23 protein-coding genes and 1 pseudogene are annotated in these 24114 nt (G+C 57.7%); 14 read left to right on the top strand and 10 right to left on the bottom strand.

Going from position 1 to position 24114, the window contains the following annotated elements:
• Positions 1 to 10: 10 nt before the first annotated feature.
• The 4 genes from BUB69_RS06955 to BUB69_RS06970 all read right to left on the bottom strand — a co-directional run bounded on the left by BUB69_RS06955 (position 11) and on the right by BUB69_RS06970 (position 2364).
• A complete protein-coding gene (locus tag BUB69_RS06955) occupies positions 11 to 409 on the bottom strand; it encodes a DoxX family protein (protein WP_375232899.1) in 399 nt (132 codons plus the stop codon).
• 63 nt (positions 410 to 472) lie between these two features.
• Positions 473 to 1219 (bottom strand): HvfC/BufC N-terminal domain-containing protein, encoded by a 747-nt coding sequence (locus BUB69_RS06960; RefSeq protein WP_073163719.1) that lies wholly within the window; start codon positions 1217 to 1219, stop codon positions 473 to 475.
• Positions 1219 to 2052 (bottom strand): MNIO family bufferin maturase, encoded by an 834-nt coding sequence (gene bufB / locus BUB69_RS06965; protein ID WP_122284637.1) that lies wholly within the window; start codon positions 2050 to 2052, stop codon positions 1219 to 1221. The genes BUB69_RS06960 and bufB overlap by 1 nt, the downstream gene beginning before the upstream one ends.
• 45 nt (positions 2053 to 2097) lie before the next feature.
• Positions 2098 to 2364, bottom strand: coding sequence for a BufA1 family periplasmic bufferin-type metallophore (locus BUB69_RS06970; RefSeq protein WP_073163725.1), 267 nt, complete (start codon positions 2362 to 2364; stop codon positions 2098 to 2100).
• 260 nt (positions 2365 to 2624) lie between these two features.
• On the opposite strand from BUB69_RS06970, the gene BUB69_RS06975 reads away from it, so the two are divergent.
• The 3 genes from BUB69_RS06975 (at position 2625) to BUB69_RS29520 (ending at position 4401) form a co-directional block, all read left to right on the top strand.
• Positions 2625 to 3194: a sigma-70 family RNA polymerase sigma factor gene (locus BUB69_RS06975; protein WP_073163729.1), complete on the top strand. Its 570-nt coding sequence runs from the start codon at positions 2625 to 2627 to the stop codon at positions 3192 to 3194.
• Positions 3194 to 3835: a DUF1109 domain-containing protein gene (locus tag BUB69_RS06980; RefSeq protein WP_073164351.1), complete on the top strand. Its 642-nt coding sequence runs from the start codon at positions 3194 to 3196 to the stop codon at positions 3833 to 3835. Before BUB69_RS06975 ends, BUB69_RS06980 begins: the two co-directional genes overlap by 1 nt.
• Positions 3836 to 4137: 302 nt before the next feature.
• Entirely contained in the window at positions 4138 to 4401 is a 264-nt protein-coding gene (locus BUB69_RS29520) for an ATP-binding cassette domain-containing protein (RefSeq protein WP_141121828.1), read from the top strand.
• A 964-nt stretch (positions 4402 to 5365) separates the two neighbouring features.
• Here BUB69_RS29520 and BUB69_RS06995 read toward each other — a convergent pair.
• Entirely contained in the window at positions 5366 to 6190 is an 825-nt protein-coding gene (locus BUB69_RS06995; protein WP_073163740.1) for an AraC family transcriptional regulator, read from the bottom strand.
• A 19-nt stretch (positions 6191 to 6209) separates the two neighbouring features.
• Between BUB69_RS06995 and BUB69_RS07000 the strand changes: the two genes are divergently transcribed.
• The gene (locus BUB69_RS07000; RefSeq protein WP_245825263.1) at positions 6210 to 7526 is read left to right on the top strand and encodes an MFS transporter; all 1317 of its coding nucleotides are present in this window, start codon (positions 6210 to 6212) and stop codon (positions 7524 to 7526) included.
• Here the strand turns inward: BUB69_RS07000 and BUB69_RS07005 are convergent.
• Positions 7439 to 8524 (bottom strand): LysR family transcriptional regulator, encoded by a 1086-nt coding sequence (locus tag BUB69_RS07005; protein WP_245825264.1) that lies wholly within the window; start codon positions 8522 to 8524, stop codon positions 7439 to 7441. The two genes, BUB69_RS07000 and BUB69_RS07005, sit on opposite strands and share 88 nt — an antisense overlap.
• Here BUB69_RS07005 and BUB69_RS07010 point away from each other — a divergent pair.
• The 4 genes from BUB69_RS07010 (at position 8495) to BUB69_RS28820 (ending at position 11619) form a co-directional block, all read left to right on the top strand.
• A complete protein-coding gene (locus BUB69_RS07010; protein ID WP_073163751.1) occupies positions 8495 to 9892 on the top strand; it encodes an amidohydrolase family protein in 1398 nt (465 codons plus the stop codon). The two genes, BUB69_RS07005 and BUB69_RS07010, sit on opposite strands and share 30 nt — an antisense overlap.
• An 11-nt stretch (positions 9893 to 9903) precedes the next feature.
• Complete coding sequence (locus tag BUB69_RS07015) at positions 9904 to 10377, top strand: DMT family transporter (protein ID WP_073163755.1); 474 nt, start codon at positions 9904 to 9906, stop codon at positions 10375 to 10377.
• Positions 10378 to 10416: 39 nt separating this feature from the next.
• Complete coding sequence (locus BUB69_RS07020; RefSeq protein ID WP_073163758.1) at positions 10417 to 11277, top strand: SMP-30/gluconolactonase/LRE family protein; 861 nt, start codon at positions 10417 to 10419, stop codon at positions 11275 to 11277.
• Positions 11278 to 11445: 168 nt separating this feature from the next.
• A complete protein-coding gene (locus BUB69_RS28820; RefSeq protein ID WP_175561657.1) occupies positions 11446 to 11619 on the top strand; it encodes a hypothetical protein in 174 nt (57 codons plus the stop codon).
• A gap of 368 nt (positions 11620 to 11987) precedes the next feature.
• Here the strand turns inward: BUB69_RS28820 and BUB69_RS07025 are convergent, their stop codons facing one another.
• The 3 genes from BUB69_RS07025 to BUB69_RS29100 form a co-directional block, all read right to left on the bottom strand.
• Entirely contained in the window at positions 11988 to 12548 is a 561-nt protein-coding gene (locus BUB69_RS07025; RefSeq protein WP_245825265.1) for a hypothetical protein, read from the bottom strand.
• 24 nt (positions 12549 to 12572) lie between these two features.
• On the bottom strand, positions 12573 to 12884 hold the full coding sequence (locus tag BUB69_RS07030; protein WP_073163762.1) for a hypothetical protein: 312 nt from the start codon (positions 12882 to 12884) through the stop codon (positions 12573 to 12575).
• Positions 12885 to 13277: 393 nt separating this feature from the next.
• Positions 13278 to 13499 carry a hypothetical protein gene (locus BUB69_RS29100; RefSeq protein WP_245825269.1) on the bottom strand — a complete coding sequence of 74 codons (222 nt, stop codon included), beginning with the start codon at positions 13497 to 13499 and terminating at the stop codon, positions 13278 to 13280.
• Here BUB69_RS29100 and BUB69_RS29525 point away from each other — a divergent pair.
• From BUB69_RS29525 to tadA, 5 genes and pseudogenes are all read left to right on the top strand, one after another.
• Positions 13500 to 14387 (top strand): annotated as a pseudogene (locus BUB69_RS29525) (cache domain-containing protein); the annotation flags it as partial.
• Positions 14388 to 14474: 87 nt separating this feature from the next.
• A complete protein-coding gene (locus tag BUB69_RS29530) occupies positions 14475 to 15242 on the top strand; it encodes a methyl-accepting chemotaxis protein (protein ID WP_370671230.1) in 768 nt (255 codons plus the stop codon).
• Between the two features lie 488 nt (positions 15243 to 15730).
• Positions 15731 to 16516, top strand: a complete 786-nt coding sequence (locus BUB69_RS28825) for a hypothetical protein (protein WP_073163769.1) — start codon at positions 15731 to 15733, stop codon at positions 16514 to 16516.
• Between the two features lie 102 nt (positions 16517 to 16618).
• Positions 16619 to 17992: a multicopper oxidase family protein gene (locus BUB69_RS07045; protein ID WP_073163773.1), complete on the top strand. Its 1374-nt coding sequence runs from the start codon at positions 16619 to 16621 to the stop codon at positions 17990 to 17992.
• A complete protein-coding gene (gene tadA / locus BUB69_RS07050) occupies positions 17992 to 18504 on the top strand; it encodes a tRNA adenosine(34) deaminase TadA (protein WP_073163776.1) in 513 nt (170 codons plus the stop codon). Before BUB69_RS07045 ends, tadA begins: the two co-directional genes overlap by 1 nt.
• Here the strand turns inward: tadA and mltF are convergent.
• Positions 18501 to 19991: a membrane-bound lytic murein transglycosylase MltF gene (gene mltF, locus BUB69_RS07055; RefSeq protein WP_073163779.1), complete on the bottom strand. Its 1491-nt coding sequence runs from the start codon at positions 19989 to 19991 to the stop codon at positions 18501 to 18503. The two genes, tadA and mltF, sit on opposite strands and share 4 nt — an antisense overlap.
• Positions 19992 to 20203: 212 nt before the next feature.
• Between mltF and purL the strand changes: the two genes are divergently transcribed.
• Positions 20204 to 24100 (top strand): phosphoribosylformylglycinamidine synthase, encoded by a 3897-nt coding sequence (gene purL, locus BUB69_RS07060; RefSeq protein WP_073163783.1) that lies wholly within the window; start codon positions 20204 to 20206, stop codon positions 24098 to 24100.
• Positions 24101 to 24114: the final 14 nt, after the last annotated feature.

Here is a 24114-nt window from a genome sequence, read left to right on the forward strand (position 1 = left end):
GTTTTATAAATCATCGAATTCCAAATCGTCTATCCAGAGAAAGTGTACCGGCACCCTTGGCTATGATAATCAGCAGTAATCCGATCCAGGACAAATGAGTCGGCCACGCATCGGGGTAGACAAATATCTCGATTACCAACGTCATGCCGAGCAGGGCCAGGGCCGAAAGACGACTGAACAGACCAAGAATCAGTAGCACCGGGAACAGATGTTCCGCATAGGCAGAAAGATGAGCAGCCAGTTCCGGAGAAATTAACGGCAAGTTGTATTCAGTGCGGAACAGCTCATAAGTGCTATCGGTGATGGTTAAAAAGCCCTCGACCTTGGTCCGACCGGACATGATAAAGATCGCGGCAATCGAGATCCGCGCCACCAGTGCCAAGGCGGAATCATTAATCAGGCGATGCATACGGTCGGCGAGGCTGTTCCACAGATTGAACAGTCGAGGCATATTCACGGTGTTCTCCAATGCTTAGTGAGCAGCAAATACGTTGGCAGCGATCAGTCGGCTGAGCATGTTCATCAGGTCCAACTCGGGTTCAGCTCGGGTTGCGTATTCGGCAGCCTCATCCAGAGCCAAATTGGCTGCGCAGGCTTCCAGAAAGGCACACTCGCCAATGCTCAACGGATACCAGGCAATGGACGTGGTGCTGCGGCTGATCAAAACGCCTTCGCTGACCCAGTCCAGCTCGGCAGGTACGTCGATCTGTTCGCGATTGCATCGCCAAATGGTGTAAGCCGGTTGTTCCGCGAACCATTTCCAGCGTGCTGGGGCGCGCAATTTGAGCCTCACGCTGGCCAACAGCTCCGGCTCGATGGTTGCAAAGGCGGTGACATCAAGGGCGAGTTCGTCTTCCGAGCCATGGGCTTCATTCCAAAGCAGATCAATGCGCGCCACATTGCCCAAGTAAGGCAGATCCCGGGCGTGCTCGAAAGCGTCAAGAAAGTCCGGGAAGCCTTTGCCGTAATGAAGCAACCGCGCATCGGTAGGCGGGAATTGGCGGACATAGCGCGCCGCGGCGGCTTGCAACCATTCGGTGCCTACCAGACGCTCCACGGTAGGAAAATTCGCCAAGAGGGCATCACTGGCGCCTTTCATCACCGTGTTGCGATACACCAGAAATCCCGACTGCTCAGTCAGTACCGGCAAGCTTTCGGGGTCCTTGCCATACAAGGCGCTGAGAAAGGCGTCCTGAAAACCGGCCAGTGACAGATTCATTATGAAGTCTCCAGTTGCAGGTGCCGATAGGTGTCCAGGACGCTCTGGGCCCGATTGCGTTCGATAACCAACTCATCGAAAGCGGGAATCTGGTCATCGCGTTCAATGAGCGTCGGGCGTGGGCCGATGCGCTTGATCAAGCGTTCATAAAGGGACCAGACCGATTCGCTGATGGCACTGTCGTGGGAATCGATCAGCAGCCTTGAGTCGCCAGGGTCAGGGGTATGACCGGCCAGATGGATTTCCATGACCGCATTGGCCGGGAAGGCGTCCAGATACCCAGCTGCGTTGAATCCAAGGTTACGGGCGCTGATAAACGCGTTATTTACGTCCAGCAGCAGCCCGCAACCGGTTCTGTCGCTTAGTTCGGTGAGGAAGTCGAGCTCGCTCCAGTCATGGCCGTCGAGCTTTAAATAGTGGGTCGGATTTTCAATCGCAATCCGGCGTCCGAGGGTGTTCTGGGTGCAATCAACGTTGTCGACGATCCGTTGCAGCGCTTCATGGGAGCGGGGAAACGGCAGCAGGTCCGGGTGGTACTGGCCTCGCCAGGTTGACCAGGCCAAGTGTTCCGACATCAGGGCGGGGTGAACGCGATCGGCAAGCACCTTGAGCCGTTGCAAGTGTGCCATGTCCGGCGGGCAATCGGCCGCCAGGGACAGGGATACACCGTGCAGTGACAGCGGGTGCCGGCTTCCAATCGCTTCAAGCCAGGCCAGTCGGGGGCCGCCGTCAACCATGTAATTTTCCGGATGGACTTCAAACCATAGGCCGCTGGCGGTGCAATCGAGTGCGTGCTCATAATGCTCTGCCTTGAGGCCAATTCCGGCGCCCATCTTTTGGGAAGTTTTCATGATTGACGTCTCCCTTGATGTGGCGGGTTACATGGCTTCCAGAGTACCGTGACCGTTTGGCGTCTTGATCGAGGTGCAAGTGCCGGCCGGAACGTTTTTCCACGAGTTGGCCTGGTAGTCGGTCTTCGAAGTGCCAGCACACGTGGTGCCTGCGCCTGCTTTGCAATCATTCTTGCCCGCCATGGAAACGCCGTAGCACTTCTCCATGGCCGCTGGTTTTTCGGCCGCCATGACGGAACCGGCAGCAACGGAAGACAGGGCGATTGCGATAGCGGCAATATTCATAGTTTTCATGGTATTTCTCCGAGGATTCATGTAGTTGGTCAGCAGTTCAGCGAATCTTTCGCTTTACTTGCGATCCGGGAAGTAATTCGTCGCGAAACGCCAACCGGTTACAGCGATCGAAAAAATATTTGAAATATCGTGAAAAAATTTGCGCCGCGTGGGGTTTCTCAGTTCACTACCCACCTTGCGTTCAGTCAGTGCGCGCTCTCAACGCACTTGATGAGAAGAACAATTAAAAAAATTTAACTTTTGTGTAACCAGGGCTATTGATGGACCGAACTACACATAACGAATCGTTGCGCAGGCGAGAGATCGATCTTCAGACGCTCTTCCTGTCTGGGCTCAAGGGCAAGCAAGCCGACTACGCGCATTTCCTGCGGGAGCTGAGCACGCACCTGCGTGGTTTTCTCAGGGCACGGCTGCTGCGTCAGCCAGATGAGATAGAGGATCTGCTGCAAGAGATTCTGCTGGCGGTGCATAACGGCCGTCAGACCTATCAATCCGATCAGCCGTTGACGGCCTGGGTGTTTGCCATTGCGCGCTACAAACTGGCTGATTTCTATCGTTCCCGCTCGCGGCACGATGGGCTCAACGATTCCATTGATAACGCCGAGGAGCTGTTTGCCGAGCCCTGTCTGGAACCGGCTCAGGCAAGTCGCGATCTGGACAAGTTGCTCGAAGAGCTGCCGGACAAGCAGCGCCTGCCAATCATGCACGTCAAGCTCGAAGGGCTTTCCGTTGCGCAGACGGCGCAGTTGACCGGGCTTTCCGAGTCTGCGGTAAAGATTGGCGTGCATCGCGGGCTCAAGGCCCTTGCGGCCATGATCAGAGGTAAATGATGAACACAGACGATCTTGTTTCCATGCTCTCCACCGGGGTCGAACCCGTCGATCCCAAGGCGATCGCCAACCGCTTCAGCCTGGCGATTCTGATTGGCGGTGTGGGGGCTCTTTTGGTGATCCTACTCCGCTTCGGTGTACGGCCTGATCTGACCGAAGTGGCGACGACTCCGATTTTCTGGGCCAAGATCGCCTTTCCCCTGAGCCTGATGGTGGGCGCTTTGCTGATGGTGACGCGCCTGGCTCGTCCCGGCATGAGTGCGGGTGGCGGCAAGCTGTGGGTGACCCTGGGAGTGGCGGCGATCTGGGTCGGCACGCTGTACGGGCTGGCTGTAGCACCTGCAGATGAGCGAGTGGCCATAGTCTTGGGCACAACCTGGAAAGTGTGCGCCATCAACATCACCTTGCTCTCTGTACCAGGCTTTGTTGCTGTGTTCTGGGCGTTGCGCGGCCTGGCGCCGACCCGGCCGAAGCTCGCCGGCGCCTGCGGCGGCCTGCTCGCCAGCTCCCTGGCTACGCTTGCCTACTGCCTGCACTGTCCTGAAATGGCCATACCGTTCTGGGGTATCTGGTATTTTCTGGGGATGCTGGTGCCGACCTTGATCGGTGCTGCCATGGGGCCGCGGTGGTTGCGTTGGTAGCGATTGATTAAAGTTCAGATGGAGCTGGACTAGGTTTTAAACAGCTTAACGAGCGACCATCTTCAAAGCACCGCGGGCGCTCAGGTCCACCAGATCCGGATACGGCATATGACCGCCCCTTAGAATGGGACCGAGGGGCTTCTCAGTGTGAAGAAGGTCCCATGGGCACAAGCCGTCGAGCGAGGACGCCATTTGTTGGGTCAGCTTGGCCTTGCAGACAAAACCAACAGTCATCCCCCCAAGCACTCAGGTGGATAAAAGCAGCGTGTCGCGATCGCACGACGGCTTTCTAGGACCCTCAATTGATCTTCTTCGATGAGCCAATTTCTGCGCTGGACCCAGAGTTGCGTGACGAAGTGCTCCGCGTCATGCGCGAGTTGGCCAATACTGGTATGACCATGCGTGGGGTTACCCACGAATTGCGCTTTGCCAAGGAGGCTGCGGACCGTGTTGTGTTCATGGAGAATCGTTGTAGCCATGGATTGCGCCAGCGAAGCCTTCTTCAGTGGCTACAGTTGCGAGCGCATTCAGCTGTTCCTTCGTCGTTATTAAAAGACCTCCTTTGACCGGCAGCAGTCCTAGTGACCGACTGCTTTCGGCCAAAAGCGGCCCTTTGCTGTGGCTTGAAACTGGCGAAAAGAGGACGGTCTCACCGCCGTTGGCGGACCATCTTGAGGCTTGAGGATCTCTGGAAATGGGGGGCGATTCATTCAGATGATATGCCAGAGATAAGAACGTGAGAGATCGTGGTCACGATGAGGCAATGGCAGAGGCTTTTCAGGCTGGTCCGTCGATGCCATCGTATTGGTTGCCGAAGTCTGCGCTGAGGGAGCAGCTTTTGAGCTTGCCGTGCTGATGCGTCTCCTTTCTGCGGGCCGTCCTCTAAGTGCATGTATCTTGGCGACGCTAGCCCTCAGAAGTGATTTTTATCCTGCATGGTATTTTTCATGGTTTTGAAAAAATTAGTTCATTGAAAGCCACTAAATACATGCTTTCAGGGCGTCTGTTGATAATAGAGTGGGAGTAGGTCCTGGTCATAACTATTTGATTTTATTTAAAAAATAAAACTGAATGGTTATGTTTGATACGTCATCAATGGCGTTTTTAATGGCGCACATCGTACGTATGTGAGGGAGCTACATCGATACCATGTCATGGATAAGGAATGCCGACATGGTATCGACAACGCTTAGTCGCGCAGGTGTCAGCAATAAGTATTTACCAGTCTCCACTATGGTGTTGGCGTGTGTTTTGGAGAGCTTCACGCGCAGATTTCGAGCTAGAAGTTATCAAGCGCGTTGCACATCAAGCACCTTCTGATAGCTGTCGCCCATATTTACCCCAGGCTCGCCGGTGATCGCGGCCGAAGAGGCACAACCGCCCAGCGCTGTTGCCTTCAGGGCCAACGCGGCGCCACACAGTCCGTTCTTCTATAGATTGTTCATTTCGTGTGTCTTTTGGGTGATGGATTAGCGACGGCCTTCGGACACCGGCGACTCGCCAATGCGGCCTAGCTTGCACAGGTCGAGATTATCCCTGCGCTTGAACCCTGCCTCCTTCATACAGTAGCGAGGAAAAATACTGTGTAGGCGGTTTACCCAGGGCTTTCTTGAACATCGTGATGAAGGCATTAACAGAGTCATATCCCAGAATGCCCGCCACACGCTGCACGGATACCCCCTCCGCCAAATGGCTCAGTGCGATCATCAAATGCAACTGTTGGCGCCAGCGTCCGAAGCTCAGCCCGGTCGTACTTTCTACAAGCCTGGCCAGCGTTCGTTCGCTGGTTGCAAGTCGAGTAGCCCACTCGCGCAAAGTGGTTCTGTCTCCAGGGTCTGCAAAGAGCGTATCCGCGATTTGTTTGATCTTGGGGTGGGCTGATATCGGCAAATGCAGCTCTTTCAGTGGGGCATCGGAAAGCTGCTCAAGCAGCACCGCAACCAGCCGCGCTGTCTTGCCCTCGGAATGGTAAGCAGGTTCCTGTTCAGCGAGATGCAGGATCATCTCCCGAACAAGGGGCGTAATGGCAACCGTGCAGCATTCTTCAGGCATGGCTGCCGCACCGGGCTCAACGAACAGAAAGCAGGTCCGGGCGTTTTCGGTCACTCGGCAACTGTGCGGCGTGCCGCCCGGGATCCATACGGCGTGCTGGGGAGGGACAAGCCATAGTGCATTTTGCACCTCACAGCTCACTGCGCCATGCAAAGACAGGATCAGCTGGCCTTTGCGATGATCATGCGGGCGGGCACCCGAATCATTGAGGTCAGGCGCAACATTGAGGGCAATCGCTGCCTGGGCGAAAAGGTCTGAATCAAAATCTTCCGGCGAGGAAACGACATTTTTTGAGCTTGGCATAATTTAGGTATCAGGTGTCTTGATATCTATATTAGACAGTTCTGAAGTTCTCTACAGTTGTCTTCTTTTAAGAGGACAGATAAAGAATATGTCAGATATAAAAAACAAGTGGCATGCCATCGCGCTCGTCGCAGGCATTCTGCTTATCGCCGTGAACCTGCGCGTTCCCTTTACCAGCATCGCGCCCGTTTTGCCGCTGATCCAGAATGCTTTTGGCTTGAGCGCCTCAGCTCTAGGCCTGCTTACTTCACTGCCATTACTTGCCTTTGCCGCCTTCTCCCCGCTCAGCGCATCGGTCGCCCGCAGGTTCGGCATCGAGCGCACGCTTTTCGGTGCACTGTTGGTCATTTCAGCGGGCATCCTGCTCCGCTCCGCAGGCAGCGCGTGGGCGTTGTACGCCGGTACGATATTGATAGGCACTGGGATCGCCCTGGCCAACGTGCTGCTGCCCGGCCTGATCAAACGCGACTTCTCGACAAAAATGGCGTCCATGACCGGCGCTTATTCCATCACGATGGGCGCAGCGGGCGCTGTCGGTTCAGCCGTAATAGTTCCGCTGACCCAATCATGGGGATGGCCGATTGCCCTGAGTTTGTTGGTCGCAGCCCCATTGTTGGCGCTGGTGGTGTGGCTGCCGCAGTTGAAAAAACACGAACACGTAAATCTGTCCGGTCCGAAACAAGCGCCAACCGTGGCCGTCTGGCGTTCGCCGCTGGCATGGCAGGTCACACTGTTCATGGGGCTGAACGCGATGCCTTTTTATGTCGCCGTCGGCTGGCTGCCGACCATTCTGATGGACCATGGCATATCCCCGGAGCAAGCAGGCACGGTACACGGCACGCTTCAACTGACCACGGCCATTCCCGGCTTGATTCTGGCGGCCACGCTTCGCCGTCTCAAAGACCAGAAACTGGCAGCCGCTACCGTCAGCCTGTTAACCGCCTCATCCCTGATCGGGCTCATTTACGCGCCAGACTACGCCATGTTGTGGGCCGCGTTCCTGGGCTTCGGCTCTGGTGCCAGCATGATGCTCGGCCTGACCTTCATCGGCTTGCGCACAAAGAATGCCGGTGACACGGCGGCACTTTCAGGAATGGCGCAGTGCGTCGGCTACCTGATGGCAGCCGCAGGCCCCTTGCTGCTGGGCCAACTGCACGACTGGACCGGTGGCTGGACAGCACCGCTGCTGATCACAGCCGCAATCTCCGTAGCCGGCGCATTCACTGGCATGCTGGCCGGGCGCAACGTTCAACTTGAACATGCTGAATCATCGTCGCGAACAAGCCCGGCAATCCAGTCAGCGAATGCACTCACGGCTGGCGAAAGAAAGCGCTGATGAGGGTATAGCAGGTGCACAGGAACCGATGCAGGCTGCCAGTCAGCAAGCACTTCGACCAGCCGCCCTTCTCGCAGATGCTCGCTGACCACGTTCTCGGCGAGCTGCACCAACCCAAAACCTTCAAGGCACATTTTGATGTAGAGCCCAGTCTCGTTGACGGCCGCTGTGCCGTTGACCGGGACTGAGACCTTTTCAGTGCCACGGGCAAAGCGCATTTCACCTGCTTGCCTTGCGCGGCCTGAGAAGTAATGAATGGATCGATGGTGAGACAAATCTTGCGGGGTTTGCGGAGTACCGTTCTCTTCGAGATAGGCGGCAGACGCACAGGTCACCCAGCGAAACCGTCCGAGTGGGCGCGCAACGAGCGTTGAGTCATCGAGCTCGCCTGTACGAATGACGCAATCGACACCCTCCTGAATCAGATCAACCTGCCGGTCATTGACGCCTATCATCAGATAGATATCCGGGTAGCGCCGGTAAAAGTCTTGCAGATTTGGCATGACGATGAAGTGTGCAATGCCACCCGACATATCGACACGCAAACGCCCCTGTGGCCGTTTTACGGAATCCGTCAGGCTGTTCTCTGTGTGTTCGATCAGCTCCAATATTTCCCTGCATTGCGCCAGATATTGAGCGCCCTCAGGCGTCAGGCTGACTCGCCGCGTTGTTCTGTTCAGCAGGCGCACCTGCAAGTACTTCTCAAGATTTTTAACGCTGCTGGTAACTGTCGAGGCCGGCAGAGAGAGCGTCTGCGCCGCCTGGATAAAGCTTCCTGCTTCAGCCACACGGACGAAAACCTGCATCGCTTGAATACGGTCCATGACTGTTAGCAGCCTCAAAGCAGTGATCGGGAAAGGTCTTATTATTCGTAGAAATTGAATAATTAAAACAGTTTTACCACCTTTTTCCCGCAGTATCGCCTTGCGTACATTGCTTCCGACGAAATTTGAAGAGGTGTACAGAAAATGGCTGAATATAACCGCAGCATCGTGCAAGGCCCAGCCGCTCCGGCCGGCCGCACACTTATCCGTGGCGCCACTGTGCTGAGCATGGATGGCGATATCGGCAATCTGGCGCGCGGCGATATCCTTATCGAAGGCAGCACCATCACGGCCATTGGTGAAAACCTCGAGGCAGGCGATGCTGTTGTTATCGAAGCATCCGGCATGATCGCCATGCCGGGCATGGTCGATACGCACCGTCACTCCTGGGAAGGGCAACTGCGTCGAATCAATCCAAATGCCGAAACCCTTGAAGACTACTGCAACGCCACGCACTTCTCGTTCGCTAAATACTATCGCCCGGCTGACATGTATATCGGCAACCTGCTGACTGCATTGGGCTGCATCGATGCCGGCATCACCACCGTGGTCGATAACTCGCACAACAGCCGTACCGGCGCGCATTCCGACGCCGCAGTCGAGGCATTGCTCGATGCTGGTATCCGCTCTGTACACGCGTCCGGTGCGCCAGTTTCCGGCGAGTGGGACAAAGCCCACTGGCCCGGCAACCTGGAGCGCCTGCAGGAAAAATACGTCAAGAACGGCGATAACCCACTGCTCTCGCTGGCGGTGATGGCGCAGCTGGAGCTTGAGCTGTGGGCTGAAGCCCGGCGTCTGGGGCTGCCGATCATTACCGAATTTTTCGGTGGGGACATGGCAGCTGAGCTGGAAGGTTTGCATCGCGAGGGTCTGCTGCGCCCCGATAACATCTTCAACCACTGCACCTCGCTGCCGGACGCCGGCTGGAAAATCCTTCGCGAGGCTGGCGTGCGGGTCAACGTATGCCCGCGTTCAGATGCCCACTACGGCATTGAAGATGGAATGTTCGCCATGCAGTCGGCCCAGCGTCACGGCATCAGTCCGGGGCTGAGTGTCGATAACGAAACCTCCTACAGCGGTGACATGTTCATGGAGATGCGGGTGGCGTTCTACCTGCAGCGCGTCATGGGCATGCACCAGCAGCGCTGCTGCGGCGCAGAACATCATCCGGTGACCCAACCTGCTCATGGCCTACTGAAAGCCGCCACTCTCGACGGCGCTACCTGTGCCGGATTGCAGGACAAAGTCGGCAGCCTGGCCCCCGGCAAACAGGCCGACCTGATCCTTATAAACGCGCAGGACATCAACCTTTACCCGTCAGGCAACGCATTCGGCACCGTTGTACACGCGGCCGAACGCAGTAATGTCGATACCGTCATTATTGGCGGGCGCATCGTCAAGCAGGGCGGCGAGGTGCTGGGCGTGGACAGCGAAAGGCTGCGTGCGGCGATCGACGAATCCCGTGAGCATCTGTTTGCTGCTGCAGGCTATCAGCCGGATATGTTTGCCGAGAAATTCCTGCCGCTTGAGTCAGCCAAGTAAGGAGGCGTGAGATGAACGCAGCCTACTACCTGCTGGCCGTCTGCGCAGGGCTTGGCATCACCCTGCAGACCACGCTGAATGGCGAACTCGCTAAAGGCGTGGGTGGAGATTCGGTCGCGGCGGCGCTGTTCTCTTTTACTGCCGGTGCGTTATGCCTGGGTATCTTTTCATTGATGCGCGGCGGGATAGTGGTCTCACTGGCGGCTATACCTGCCCAGCCCTGGTGGAGCCTGCTGGGCGGTCTGCTGGGTGCCGGTGCCTTGCTTAGTTATGTGGTGCTTGCGCCAAAAATCGGTCTGTCAGCCCTGCTGGGCCTCGCTATCGCCGGGCAGATTATTTCGTCACTGGTTATCGATCACTTCGGCTTGATGGGGGCATTGGAAAGGCCGGTGTCTCTCGTCAAGTTGGCCGGGGCAATGGTGATGCTCGCAGGCCTGGTCATCGCTCTGTTCGGTGACAGGTGGACAGCGCTTTTCTCCAACTGACTGCCTTGTTTATCCCATCCTGTTTCGTAGGACGCAACCATGTTTAAAGCCCTAACCGACACCACCAGTCTTCTTGGCGAGTGCCCTGTCTGGTGTGAAAGAACCGAACGCCTGTTCTGGACCGATATCCCCGGCTGCGAGTTGTGTGCTCTGTACCCCGAAAACGGCGAAGTGCAGCGTTGGTCCCTGCCAGAGCCGCTAGGGTCATTTGCCCTCACGGCAGACGAAGACATATTGCTGATGGGGCTGGCATCCTGCCTGGGCTACTACACCCTGAGCACCGGTCGTTTCAGCAAAGTCACAGCCACCCCTGGCGTGGCAGGAACCCGGATCAATGATGGCCGCTGCGACCGTATGGGAAACTTCGTATTCAGCACGATGGACACCGGCGAGCCGGTGCAAACCATAGGCAGATTTCACCGGCTCAATGCCGCGACGCTCGAGACAGAAACGCTGGACCTTCCCGAAGTGGCGATCCCGAACAGCATCTGTTTCAGCCCGGACGGTTTCACCATGTATTACGCGGACTCCCTGCAAGGATGCATTTTCTGCTGCGATTACCCATCGCTAGAAAACCAGCGTGTATTCACTACAGTCAGCGGTCAGGGTGCTCCAGACGGTTCTTGCATTGATGCGCAGGGTTTTCTCTGGAGTGCGGAATGGGGCGGTAGCAGAGTCGTGCGTTACGCGACAGACGGCAAAGTTGACAGCGTGATCGGCTCCCCGTGTATTCAGACCACTTGCCCGGTCTTAGCGGGACCTGGTTATGAAACGCTTTACTGCACCAGCGCAAGGATAGGGCTGGATAAGCCGGCAGATTTCGATGGCACGCTGATAAAAGCCGAAGCGATTGTCGCTGGGGGACTGCCAGAAGAACGATTTACAGGGCTACTGAACTGATTGGCTAGTTCTAATCTGTCGCATCGTTCTGAATGCCCCCAATCAGGTAGAGGTGTCTGTGACCGGTTATGACTGTTCTCTGTCAGCCGTGACAAGCAGTGCCGGCCAGAAGCGGGTGGATTCAGGCTATTCTTGAGGCTCAGGGCATCTACAAAACAGGGGCGATTGATGAAGGACCGTAGTCACGATGAGGCAATGGCAGAGCTTTTCCGGGCTGATCCGGCGTACGCGGCTGAGCTGCTGGCCGAGCTTGTTCGTGATGGTGATGCGGAAGAGTTAGTCATCCTATGGCGGCAGCTATCGGCAATCGTTGGCACGATAGAGGCTAATCCGGCTTCTTGAACGTTTTACTTGGTATGGCATTTTTTCATGGTTTTTAATTTTTCATATTTCTGAGTTCTCTGTTTTATAAGGCTTTTTTTGGTTAATTGATAATAGAGTGGGAGTAAGGTTGGATCATAACTATTTGATTTTATTTAAAAAATAAAATTGAATAGTTATGTTTGATACGTCATCAATGGCGTTGTTAATGGCGCACATCGTACGTATTTAAGAAAGCTGTATCGATACCATGTCCCGGATAAGTAATGCCGACATGGTATCGAGAACGCTTGGCAGCGCAGATGTCAGCAATCACTGTTTGCCGGTACCCAATAGGGCGTGTGTTTGGAAGAACTCACGCACAGCCTTCAACCCGTGCTGATTTCGGGCTAGAAGTTATCAATCGCGTTACACATCGCCACCTTGTCGTCAGGCTTCGGCGCGACCACTACCCATTGCATACCGTCAGTTGAAAGCTCATCCAGCTGGAATGAACAGTCTGCCGACATGGATGCCTGCACCATGTAATCCACCCCAGGCCGAGGTACGAAGGTCATGGTCTTGGCACACTGCCGGGAATATTGCAGGCGCCCCAGGTAATGGAACGCGATCGGCTTGTTCGCCGGCACTACCAGCTCTGACGAGGCCGCACCTGTCAACGAGTAGATCGGTCCGGGAATGCCGAGGTTTTCGCCGTTATGGTCGGGGAAGCCGGATTTCGCCGACGCCATTACCCCGGCACCAGGCACGTTCCAGTCGATGCAGTTGCGCCCCGGTACGGCGCGCACCAGGCCGTCAGTGAGCAGGCGGATACGGGCAGTCTCGCCGCCCTTAGGGGGCACGTAGCCGGTGGACAGCGAACGCACGTTCGCCACTTGGCCGCAGCCGCCGAGCGCTGCTACCGCCAACACCCATGCAATGCCGTACATTCCGTTGCGTAGATCGTTCATTCCCTGCTTTCTCTTGCTGATGGGTTACCGACGGCCTTCGCACACCGGCGATTCGCCGATGCGGCCTTCCTTGCACAGGTCAATGTTATCTGTGCGTTTGAAACCGGAGTCTTTCATGCAATAAAACTGCGTGAGTACCTCGTCAATAGGCGTCGTGTCCCCCGTCCCTGTAAGGTTGATATAGCCGCATGCCTTCATCGCGCTCTTGACACCCTCTTGCGAGACCCCGCTTTTTTTCCAATTGGTAAATTCCGGCGGTGGCGGTTGAAAGCCCCTACCTGTGCAGCCGATCAATAATAACGCGCAAAAACTCAACAGCAGGTTCTTGGTAAACATGGCGTCTTCCCTGATGGTATGACTCGGAAAGCATATGATACGCCGTCGTCTGACTCTTTCTAGAAAGGCCTGCACACGCCCTGGTCGTTATTCACTGTTTATCGCCGCCGAACGCTTTCAGGCACTCCTGCAGGCAAACGCTGCCGTCCGGGTCTTACTGGTAGTGCGTCTTTTTTGATTACTGTCCGGGCAGAAGCAGGGGACGGAATGCTGTCGTTTGTCCTTTTGATCATTTGAGGGCAGCGACATCTGCAGGGCTCTCAGCCACTTTTATTATGCGCTACGTTCCAAACGGCATTCGCGTAGACGACGGTAAAGATTGCGCGACGCAGGCCGATATCGCTTTTGCCGCGACTCGCGTCCAGCAGGTTTGCTTCGGGTGCGTTATCTCACTTATTTCAGGCAGTGATCTGCAAAATGAAAATAAAAAACAAGCTCGTCCTGGCTTTTGTACTCGTCGCGTTCATCCCCGTCAGTCTGGTGGCCGTGATCTCTGTGCTCAATACCCGGTCCGAAGCGGTCAACCAGTTCATGGATGGAAGCACCCGAGAAATACGCCAGATCGACGGTAATATCCGGCAGTTTTTTGATGGTACGCAGCAAAACGTCGATCAAATGGCTACAGACCCTTTCTACACATCGGTCGCCAGCCTGAAGCACTACGAAGGTGCTGATGCAGCCAGTCAGCCGCTGCCTGCGGCAGCCCGGCAAGTCATAGATGCGTTTGCCCGGTATGGCGCGACGCATCCGGCCGCGGCAATCCTGTCCATTGGCCTGGAAGACGGCAGTTACGCGAAATGGCCGGATGACCCGCAGTTGTCGAAATACGATCCGCGTACGCGCCCGTGGTACAAGGCCGCCATGGCCAGCCCTGGTAAAGCTGTAAGGACCGCGGCGTATTACTACGAAAAGGATGCGGTCGCGCTGGTTGGTAGCGCCAGGGCCATGCTCGATGAAGCAGGCAAGGCCAAAGGCGTGTTTGTGGTGAGCGTATCGCTGACCAACCTCACCGAACTGGTCAAGAGCATCAAGCTCGGTGAAAGCGGCTATGTGATGCTCATCGAAGACGGCACAGTACTGGTCGACCCGCGTGATGCCGGGCACAGCTTCAAGCAGCTCAAGGATCTGGGTGAGCCTTACGCCAAACTGGCCGCCACTGCGCAAGGTTCCACCGAAGTGGAAATCAACGGCGTCCGGTACATGGCAAACGTGTGGACATCGCCGGGTCTGGGCTGGCGTTACGTGGGGTTGATTGAGTACAGCGAAGTCATGGCCGAGGCCACACGCATGACCTACCTGACGGTCGCGATCGTGGTGGTGCTGGTGCTGCTTTTCGCACTGCTGGCGGCGGCTTTCGCCAAGGTCATCGTCAAGCCCATCGGCCAGGTCAGCACCGGGCTGCAGTCGATTGCTGAGGGTGAGGGCGACCTGCGCCGCGATCTTGATGTGCAGGGCAAAGACGAAACCGCCGAGCTGGCAGGCTGGTTCAACAAGTTTCTCGCCGCAATACGCCAGTTGATCCAGAGCATCGGCGCGGCATCGACCAACCTGCAGGATGCTTCGCGTGTGAACAGCGAAGTGGCCACTAACATGAACCAGGCGGCTGGACGCCAGCGTGAGGCAGTGGAGTTGGTGTCCACGGCGTTCAATGAAATGGTCGCCACTGCTAATGAAGTGGCGCGCTCGTGCAGCGCTGCGGCCAATTCCGCCGAGAGTGGCCATCATCGTGTCGCCGAAGGCAAAGAGCAGATTGAGTTGACCACCGACAACGTCAATCGTCTGGGGCGTCGCCTGACCGAATCTTCACAGGCCATGGTGGAGCTGGAGGAGGGTAGTCGCAGTATCAACCAGATTCTGGGCACCATCCGCGCCATCGCCGAGCAGACCAACTTGCTGGCACTGAACGCGGCAATCGAAGCGGCACGGGCCGGTGACCAGGGGCGAGGGTTTGCGGTGGTCGCGGATGAAGTTCGAGCGCTGGCCAAGCGTACCTCGGATTCCACTGGGGAAATCGATCAGTTGCTCAGCGCGCTCGGTAGCAAGACTCAGGAAGTGTCGCAGAAGATGGAAAGTTGCCTGGAGCTGTCACGCGCCAGCGTTTCCTCCATTGGAAGCGCACGTGAAAGCTTTGAAGGTATCCAGCTGTCGGTGAATGAAATCCGGGATCAGAACCTGCAGATATCCGCCGCCGCCGAAGAGCAACATAGCGTGGCCGAAGACATCAACAAGCATATCCAGCAGATCTACGATGAGGCGCAACTGGTCGAGAGCCTCGCCAGTTCTGCGCAGGAAGACTCGGGCCGGCTTTCGCATCTGTCGAATGAGCTGAACGGGCTGGTAGGGCGCTTCAAGTCGTAAGCACGTGAGGGCGAGGAGGCATGATGTGTTCAACGCAAATCTTTCCTCCCAAGACCCGGTGAATGGATAACTTAACGCTGTGGCACATTTCAGGGCGTTTAAGTTTTTGCGATAGATAACTTGTTGAATGTAATGGATTTTTATCGGTTATCAGCAATAGGGTGGGAATCATTGGACGTCCGGTATTGTCCGGAGTCCACTAGCAGGAAATACCCGGAGCCCGCGTAATGGCGGGCTTTTGGCTTTTTAGAGTAGGGAAGACGCTAATTGCCTGGTTAGCGCTGGATGATTGTCTGCTATCGCTCGGCGACAACGTGAGAGCAGATGATGATCAACTCTCATGCAGAGGGCCTGACCCGAATACACACCCTCAACAATGTCTGTAATCTCTATGCAGCAATGCCTCAAAGACCGTTGCTCTTGCAGTCAAAGCCCTTATTCCTTACAACTCGAAGCCGCGATCGACCGGCAGACCACACAGGCCTCTCATGGAACTGCACATCTGCGATGTTTCTGACTGGGCGTTGTTCAACGCTATCGCCGCGACGCTGGAGCATGAGCTAGGCGGCGAATGGCTGGTAAAGGCGGATGGGCTGGATCAACGTTATTGGGATCTGGCGGTGGACGGCGGGGTGGTTACGCTGCATCTGGAGCACTACCTCGGGATCATGCTACTCGTTGAAAACGAGCCGGCGAATGCTCGTCTTGATGCTGAGCTGATAGCCAGGGCAAGCCGGATACTCGAACCCTACCTCAGTGCAGAGCCACTGCCGCCTCCGGTGCCCGCCTATAAGGTCCTGCGCCCGAAGTTGAGTTTCTTGCCACTGGTCTTTCCAGTGCTGTCAGGCCAGATCCCGTTGGGACTGATTGCGATGTGGCTGCTCGTTTCGTCATGGTCACCTCAGGATGACCCGAATAAAGCGTGGGCAGGCTTGTTATTCGGCGCTCTGGTGCTGGTGCTTATGGCTTACCGGATTGCCAAAGGTATCCATCGTCGCACTTCCCTCACTGTAGACCCTTCAGGTACGGCGGTGGTCGCGGGTGTCCCTCGCGGGTATCGGGCACCCCAGCGGGTGGTTATCAGCTGCGATTTCGCGCGCGTGCTCAGCTTTCGAACTTTTATCGTCTACGAGAACGGGAGGCTGCTGGTGACCCGCCATCACGACGCCAGACAGGACCGCGAGCAGGCCTTGAGCCTTGCCGCGTACCTGGGTGTGTCTGCTTACCATGAGAGCGGCGCCAAGGGGCTCAGGAAAATCAAGGCGCCCGCCTGAGCCAGTTGACCCTTATCTTTACCTAAATGCAGGTGTATCGTATTCGCCCCCGCGCATCCGCCCCTGGACGCGTCCCCGCAGTCGTTTTGAGGTTCTTGCTTTATGTCCTTCACCCGCCGCCAAATTCTCACGGGCATCGCCGGTCTTGCCGTAGTCGGCCTGGGCGCAGGCGGGGCTTCGCGATACTGGATGGGGCGCAAGGAGTCGCAAGCCGGTTCGGATTTCGTGCTGATCGCCGCGCCGCTGGACGTCGAACTGGTTCCCGGCCACCAGACGCCTGCCTGGGCGTTCGGTGGTTCGGCGCCGGGCACCGAGTTGCGGGTGCGGCAGGGAGAGTGGTTGCGCTTGCGGTTCATCAATCAGTTGCCGGTCGAGACGACCATTCACTGGCATGGCATTCGGTTGCCGCTGGAAATGGACGGCGTGCCGTATGTCTCGCAGTTGCCGGTCAAGCCGGGCGAGTATTTCGATTACAAATTCCGGGTGCCGGACGCCGGTAGCTACTGGTATCACCCGCATGTCAGCAGCAGCGAGGAGCTGGGGCGTGGGCTGGTTGGGCCCTTGATTGTCGAAGAGCGCGAGCCGACCGGTTTCAAGCATGAGCGCACGGTCAGCCTGAAAAGCTGGCATGTGGACGAAGAGGGCGCATTCACTGAGTTCAGCGTGCTCCGTGAAGCGGCGCGTGAAGGCACGGCCGGGCGGCTGTCGACGTTGAACGGTATTCCACAGGCGGTCATCGAGTTGCCCGCCGGGCAGATCACCCGTGTGCGCCTGCTCAATCTGGACAACACCGTGACCTATCGCCTCAATCTGCCGGACGCCGAGGCGCAGATTTATGCGCTGGACGGTAACCCGGTCACGCCACGTCCATTTGGCGACGACTACTGGCTCGGGCCTGGCATGCGGATCTGTCTGGCGATCAAGGCCCCGGCGGTGGGCGAGGAAATCTCCCTGCGAAACGGACCGGTTCGGTTGGGCACCTTTCGCTCGGTCGCCAACAATGACGCGCCGGGCGAGTGGCCGCCCGAGTTGCCAGCCAATCCGGTCGCCGAGCCGGATCTGGAGAGTGCCGAGAAGATCAACTTCAACTTCGAGTGGGTGGGCTCTATGTCGGTCAATACCGATAACGGCAAACCGCCGAGCCTGTGGCAGATCAACGGCGAGGCGTGGGACATCACCGACAAGACGTGTGCCGATCGGCCCATCGCCAAACTCAAGCTGGGCAAGAGCTACATCTTCGAATTGAAGAACATGACTCAATACCAGCATCCGATTCATCTGCACGGCATGAGTTTCAAGGTGATCGCGTCCAATCGGCGCAAGATCATTCCGTATTTCACCGACACCTTCCTGTTGGGCAGAAACGAACGCGCGCGTGTGGCATTGGTGGCGGATAACCCGGGCGTCTGGATGTTTCACTGCCACGTGATCGATCACATGGAAACCGGCCTCATGGCTGCAATCGAGGTGTCCTGATGAGGCAGCCGCAGATCATCGACCGCAGCCATGATCAGTATTTCATGCGCGAGGCACTGGCGCTTGCCGCCCAGGGTGCGCTGCTGGGCGAAGTGCCGGTCGGTGCGGTTGTGGTGCAGAACGGCGAGATCATCGGTCGTGGTTACAACTGTCCGATCAGTGGCAGCGACCCGAGTGCGCACGCCGAGATGGTCGCCATCCGTGAGGCTGCCAGAGCCGTGGACAACTATCGTCTGCCCGGCAGTACCCTCTACGTGACGCTTGAGCCGTGCAGTATGTGTGCGGGTCTGATCGTTCACTCGCGGGTCGCGCGGGTGGTCTACGGGGCGCTGGAGCCCAAGGCCGGGATAGTGCAAAGCCAGGGGCAGTTCTTCACGCAGGGTTTTCTCAACCATCGCGTCTTGTATGAAGGCGGTGTTCTGGGAGAAGAGTGCGGAGCGATGTTGAGCGAGTTCTTCAGGATGCGGCGTGCTGCGAAGGATGTGGCGGGCAAGGTAAAGGGTGAGGGTTAAAGCGCGCTTTTGTCATCGGTGCTGGCAGGTCGGGGCGTCGAGTCGGAAGCTGGCTTGGTCTTATCCACGCCGGGCACGTGCAGATTGCCTTCAGCCACCTGATTGCCTTCGAGCTGCGGCTGCGTGACCCAGGTCAGAATGTCGTAATAGCGGCGGATGTTGGCAACGAAATGCACCGGCTCGCCGCCTCGGGCGTACCCGTAACGTGTCTTGCTGTACCACTTCTTCTGCGAGAGACGCGGCAGCATTTTTTTCACGTCGAGCCATTTATTGGGATTCAGGCCCTCGTTTTCAGCCAGTTTGCGTGCGTCTTCAAGATGACCGCCGCCAACGTTGTAGGACGCAAGAGCAAGCCATGTACGATCTGGCTCTTCTATCTTCTCGTCCAGTTGATCCTTTACGTAGGCAAAATACTTGGCACCGCCCTGAATGCTTTGTCTCGCGTCCAGCCGGTTAGTGACGCCCATCGCCTGCGCCGTGTTCTGGGTCAGCATCATCAGGCCGCGCACGCCGGTCTTTGATGTCACGGTCGGCTGCCACATCGATTCCTGATAACCGATAGCGGCCAGCAGGCGCCAATCCACCTGTTCTTTCTTGGCCGAGGTCTGGAAGTGCTTTTCGTACTTGGGCAAACGCTCCTGCAGGTGCTGGGCGAAGGTGTAGGCGCCGACATAGCCGAGTACATCGACGTGTCCGTAGTAGCGGTCTTTCAGGCGTTGCAGCGTGCCGTTCTTCTCGACCTTGTCCAGATACGCGTTTATTTCGTTGAGCAGGCTGTTGTCTTCGCCCGGCCCGACCGCCCAACGCTGTTCACGGGCCTCGCCCAGGTCGAAGGCTACGCGTACGTTCTGGAAGTACACCTGGTTCATCGCCAGCTCGTTGGAGTCCACCAGCGTCAGGTCAATCTGGCCTTCATCGACCATGCGCAGCAGGTCGACGACTTCGACGGCGTCGGATTCTTCGTATTCAATGCCGGGATTCTGCACCTTGAGCGCTGCGAGCTGTTCGGCGTGGCTGCTGCCTTTGAGCACAACAATGCGTTTACCCACCAGATCGCCCGCATCGGTGGGGCGTGACTGACCGTTGCGGTAAACCACCTGTGGGGTGACTTCCAGATAGGCGTGCGAGAAGCGCGCCTGCTGCCTGCGTTTTTCGGTGTCTATCAGACCAGCGGCGCCCAGTACCGGGCCTCCCGGCTTGTTCATCTGGTCGAAAAGGTCGTCAAGATTGTCGGCCGTTTCGATCTCCAGCTTGACGCCCAGGTCCTCGGCAAATCGCTTGACCAGTTCGTATTCGAAGCCGGTTTCGCCATTGCGATCCTGGAAGTAGGTGGCCGGGCTGTTGCGGGTGACCACGCGCAGCACGCCGTCCTCCTTGACTCGCTCCAGTGTGTTGGGTTTATCCACACAGGCGCCGAGTATCAGGAAGAGTCCGGTTGCGATGAGCCATCTGGCGCAACGAGTGCGGAAATCAGGTCTGAAGAACATCGGTGCAGTATACGCAAAGCGCACCGGGCGCCATATCTCGACAGTAGCGTTTGCGTCTGATAAGCGAAGGCATTTTAGTGGCATTTGTCTCGCTTTCCGAGAGGGGCGACATTCGGGCGCATGCAATGCTGCCGTTTTGGGTGATCAAAGACCTACTTTAGGCTAGAATGTGCGGCCTCAAAGCACACCCCCTTCCCGAGGCTGTCCCGAAGATGTTGATCCTGCGCGGTGCTCCTGCCCTTTCTGCCTTCCGCCACAGCAAATTACTAGAACAACTGAAACAAAAAGTTTCAGCTGTCAGTGGCTTGTACGCTGAATTCGCCCACTTCGCCGACGTCTCTGACGCTCTGTCCAGCGAAGAACAGCAGGTTCTCGACCGTCTCTTGAAATACGGCCCCAGTGTGCCGGTTCAGGAGCCGAGCGGCCGTCTGTTTCTGGTGTTGCCGCGGTTTGGCACTATTTCGCCGTGGTCGAGCAAGGCCAGTGACATCGCTCGCAACTGCGGGCTGGCCAAGGTTCAGCGCATCGAGCGCGGGATTGCCTTTTATGTAGAAGGCCAGTTCAGCGACGCCGATGCTCAGGCCATCGCCGATAGCCTGCACGACCGCATGACCCAACTGGTGCTGGGCGATCACGAGCAGGCCGCTGGCCTGTTCAGCCACGCTCAGCCTAAGCCATTGACGGCCATTGATATCCTGGGCGGCGGTCGCGCTGCACTGGAGAAGGCCAACGTCGAACTGGGTCTGGCCCTGGCCGAAGACGAGATCGACTATCTGGTCACCAGCTTCACCGGGTTGGGTCGTAACCCGCACGACATCGAACTGATGATGTTTGCCCAGGCCAACTCCGAGCATTGCCGTCACAAGATTTTCAACGCCAGTTGGGATATCGACGGCCAGAGCCAGGAAAAAAGCCTGTTCGGCATGATCAAGAACACCTATCAGATGCACAGCGAAGGTGTCCTGTCTGCTTACAAGGACAACGCTTCGGTGATCGTCGGCAATGTTGCCGGTCGCTTCTTCCCGGACCCTGAAACCCGCCAGTACGGTGCGGTGCAGGAGCCGGTGCATATTCTGATGAAGGTCGAGACCCACAACCACCCGACGGCGATTGCTCCGTTTCCTGGCGCATCGACCGGTTCCGGTGGCGAGATTCGCGACGAGGGCGCAACCGGTCGCGGCGCCAAGCCAAAGGCTGGCCTGACCGGATTCACCGTTTCCAACCTGCAGATTCCCGGCTTCGTGCAACCTTGGGAGAAGCCTTACGGCAAACCCGAGCGCATTGTGACCGCGCTGGACATCATGATTGAAGGCCCGCTGGGTGGCGCGGCGTTCAACAACGAATTCGGTCGTCCGGCCCTGACCGGTTACTTCCGTACGTTCGAGCAGTCGATCACCACGCCGCACGGCGACGAAGTTCGCGGTTACCACAAGCCGATCATGCTGGCTGGAGGGATGGGTAACATCCGCGAAGATCACGTCCAGAAAGGCGAGATTACAGTCGGTTCGAAGCTTATCGTGCTCGGCGGTCCCGCCATGCTGATCGGCCTGGGCGGCGGTGCAGCTTCCTCCATGGCAACCGGCACAAGCTCTGCGGACCTGGATTTCGCTTCGGTTCAGCGTGAAAACCCGGAAATGGAGCGTCGCTGCCAGGAAGTCATCGACCGTTGCTGGCAGCTGGGCGACCGTAACCCGATCAGCTTCATCCATGACGTGGGTGCCGGTGGTCTGTCGAACGCGTTCCCTGAACTGGTCAACGACGGCGGTCGTGGCGGTCGTTTCGAACTGCGCAACGTGCCCAACGACGAGCCGGGCATGGCTCCGCTGGAAATCTGGAGCAATGAATCCCAGGAGCGTTACGTGCTGGCCGTGGGCGTCGAAGACTTCGACCGCTTCAAGGCGATCTGTGAGCGCGAGCGCTGCCCGTTCGCAGTAGTGGGCGAGGCTACCGCCGAGCCACAGCTGACCGTGACCGACAGCCATTTCGGCAACAATCCGGTGGACATGCCGCTGGAAGTGTTGCTGGGCAAGGCGCCGCGCATGCACCGTTCGGTCGAGCGTGAAGCGGAGATGGGCGATGATTTCGACCCGAGCACGCTGGACCTCGAAGAGAGCGTACAGCGCGTTCTGCGTCACCCGGCCGTTGCCAGCAAGAGCTTTTTGATCACCATCGGCGACCGCAGTATCACGGGCCTTGTGGCACGCGATCAGATGGTCGGTCCGTGGCAGGTCCCTGTCGCCGACTGCGCGGTGACTGCCACCAGCTTCGACGTCAACACGGGTGAAGCCATGGCCATGGGTGAGCGGACTCCGCTGGCGCTGCTGGATGCGCCTGCATCGGGTCGCATGGCCATCGGCGAAACCCTGACCAACATTGCGGCCTCGCGCATCGAAAAGCTGTCCGACATCAAACTGTCGGCCAACTGGATGTCGGCCGCTGGCCACCCAGGCGAAGACGCGCGTCTGTACGACACCGTGAAAGCGGTCGGTATGGAGCTGTGCCCTGAGCTGGGTCTGACCATTCCGGTGGGCAAGGACTCGATGTCCATGAAGACCCGCTGGAGCGATGACAGCGAAGAGAAGAGCGTGACTTCGCCGCTGTCGTTGATCGTGACCGGCTTCGCGCCGGTTGTTGATATTCGCAAGACCCTGACGCCAGAGCTGCGCATGGACAAGGGCATCACTGACCTGATCCTGATTGATCTGGGCCGTGGCCAGAACCGTATGGGCGCATCCATTCTTGCCCAGACTCACGGCAAGCTGGGCCGTCTGGCACCGGATGTCGATGACGCTGAAGACCTCAAGGCGTTCTTCGCTGTGGTTCAGGGGCTCAATGCCGACGGCCATATTCTGTCTTATCACGACCGTTCCGACGGTGGTCTGCTGGTCAGTGCGCTGGAAATGGCCTTCGCCGGCCATTGCGGTCTGAAACTGCACCTCGACGGTCTGGCTGACAATGCCGCCGAGCTGAACGAGATTCTGTTCAACGAAGAACTGGGCGCGGTCATCCAGGTTCGTCAGGACGCCACGCCGCTGGTGCTGGCTCAGTTCAGTGCTGCCGGTCTGGCAGACTGCGTGTCGGTCATCGGTCAGCCGGTGAATAACGACGAAGTGGTCATCAGCTACGCTGGCGAGCCGGTATTCAGCGGCCAACGCCGTCTGCTGCAGCGTCAGTGGGCCGAGACCAGTTATCAGATCCAGCGTCTGCGTGACAACGCCGAATGCGCCGATCAGGAATTCGACGCACTGCTGGAAGAAGACAATCCGGGCCTCACCGTCAAGCTGGGCTTCGACGTCAACGATGACATCGCCGCGCCTTACATCAAGACCGGTGTGCGTCCTCAGGTTGCCGTACTGCGTGAGCAGGGCGTCAACGGGCAGGTCGAAATGGCGGCAGCGTTTGACCGCGCAGGCTTCAACGCCATCGACGTGCACATGAGCGATATTCTGGCCGGTCGGGTCGATCTGAACGACTTCAAGGGCATGGTTGCCTGCGGTGGCTTCTCCTACGGCGACGTACTGGGGGCCGGTGAAGGCTGGGCCAAGTCGGCGCTGTTCAACAGCCGGGCACGCGACGCGTTCCAGGGCTTCTTCGAGCGTACCGACAGCTTCACGCTGGGTGTGTGCAACGGTTGCCAGATGCTGTCCAATCTGCACGAGCTGATTCCGGGCAGTGAGTTCTGGCCGCATTTCGTGCGTAACCGCTCCGAACAGTTCGAAGCTCGCGTTGCGATGGTACAGATTCAGGAGTCGCCGTCGATCTTCCTGCAGGGGATGGCCGGTTCGCGCATGCCGATCGCTATCGCTCACGGCGAAGGCCACGCAGAGTTCCGTAACGCCGATGCGCTGCTGGAAGCCGATGTGTCCGGGACTGTGGCCCTGCGTTTCGTGGACAACCACGGCAAGACCACCGAGGCCTACCCGGCCAACCCGAACGGCTCGCCGCGCGGCATTGGCGGTCTGACCACTCTGGACGGTCGCGTCACCATCATGATGCCGCACCCGGAGCGCGTGTTCCGCGCTGTGCAGAACTCGTGGCGTCCTGAAGACTGGAACGAAGACGGCGCCTGGATGCGCATGTTCCGTAATGCACGCGTCTGGGTGAACTAAGGCGCGCCGGTCGG

It is taken from the genome of Pseudomonas asturiensis (assembly GCF_900143095.1).
Lineage (GTDB): Bacteria > Pseudomonadota > Gammaproteobacteria > Pseudomonadales > Pseudomonadaceae > Aquipseudomonas > Aquipseudomonas asturiensis.

Coding starts and splice junctions, on each gene's coding strand:
- BUB69_RS07030 (WP_073163762.1), bottom strand. CDS start 12,884: ATGTTTACCAAGAACCTGCTGTTGAGTTTTTGCGCGTTATTATTGATC.
- BUB69_RS28825 (WP_073163769.1), top strand. CDS start 15,731: ATGGAACTGCACATCTGCGATGTTTCTGACTGGGCGTTGTTCAACGCT.
- BUB69_RS29530 (WP_370671230.1), top strand. CDS start 14,475: ATGAACCAGGCGGCTGGACGCCAGCGTGAGGCAGTGGAGTTGGTGTCC.
- BUB69_RS07020 (WP_073163758.1), top strand. CDS start 10,417: ATGTTTAAAGCCCTAACCGACACCACCAGTCTTCTTGGCGAGTGCCCT.
- BUB69_RS07025 (WP_245825265.1), bottom strand. CDS start 12,548: ATGAACGATCTACGCAACGGAATGTACGGCATTGCATGGGTGTTGGCG.
- BUB69_RS06970 (WP_073163725.1), bottom strand. CDS start 2,364: ATGAAAACTATGAATATTGCCGCTATCGCAATCGCCCTGTCTTCCGTT.
- mltF (WP_073163779.1), bottom strand. CDS start 19,991: ATGTTCTTCAGACCTGATTTCCGCACTCGTTGCGCCAGATGGCTCATC.
- BUB69_RS07010 (WP_073163751.1), top strand. CDS start 8,495: ATGGCTGAATATAACCGCAGCATCGTGCAAGGCCCAGCCGCTCCGGCC.
- BUB69_RS06960 (WP_073163719.1), bottom strand. CDS start 1,219: ATGAATCTGTCACTGGCCGGTTTTCAGGACGCCTTTCTCAGCGCCTTG.
- BUB69_RS06975 (WP_073163729.1), top strand. CDS start 2,625: ATGGACCGAACTACACATAACGAATCGTTGCGCAGGCGAGAGATCGAT.
- bufB (WP_122284637.1), bottom strand. CDS start 2,052: ATGGGCGCCGGAATTGGCCTCAAGGCAGAGCATTATGAGCACGCACTC.
- BUB69_RS06955 (WP_375232899.1), bottom strand. CDS start 409: ATGCATCGCCTGATTAATGATTCCGCCTTGGCACTGGTGGCGCGGATC.
- purL (WP_073163783.1), top strand. CDS start 20,204: ATGTTGATCCTGCGCGGTGCTCCTGCCCTTTCTGCCTTCCGCCACAGC.
- BUB69_RS07045 (WP_073163773.1), top strand. CDS start 16,619: ATGTCCTTCACCCGCCGCCAAATTCTCACGGGCATCGCCGGTCTTGCC.
- BUB69_RS28820 (WP_175561657.1), top strand. CDS start 11,446: ATGAAGGACCGTAGTCACGATGAGGCAATGGCAGAGCTTTTCCGGGCT.
- tadA (WP_073163776.1), top strand. CDS start 17,992: ATGAGGCAGCCGCAGATCATCGACCGCAGCCATGATCAGTATTTCATG.
- BUB69_RS07015 (WP_073163755.1), top strand. CDS start 9,904: ATGAACGCAGCCTACTACCTGCTGGCCGTCTGCGCAGGGCTTGGCATC.
- BUB69_RS06980 (WP_073164351.1), top strand. CDS start 3,194: ATGAACACAGACGATCTTGTTTCCATGCTCTCCACCGGGGTCGAACCC.
- BUB69_RS06995 (WP_073163740.1), bottom strand. CDS start 6,190: ATGCCAAGCTCAAAAAATGTCGTTTCCTCGCCGGAAGATTTTGATTCA.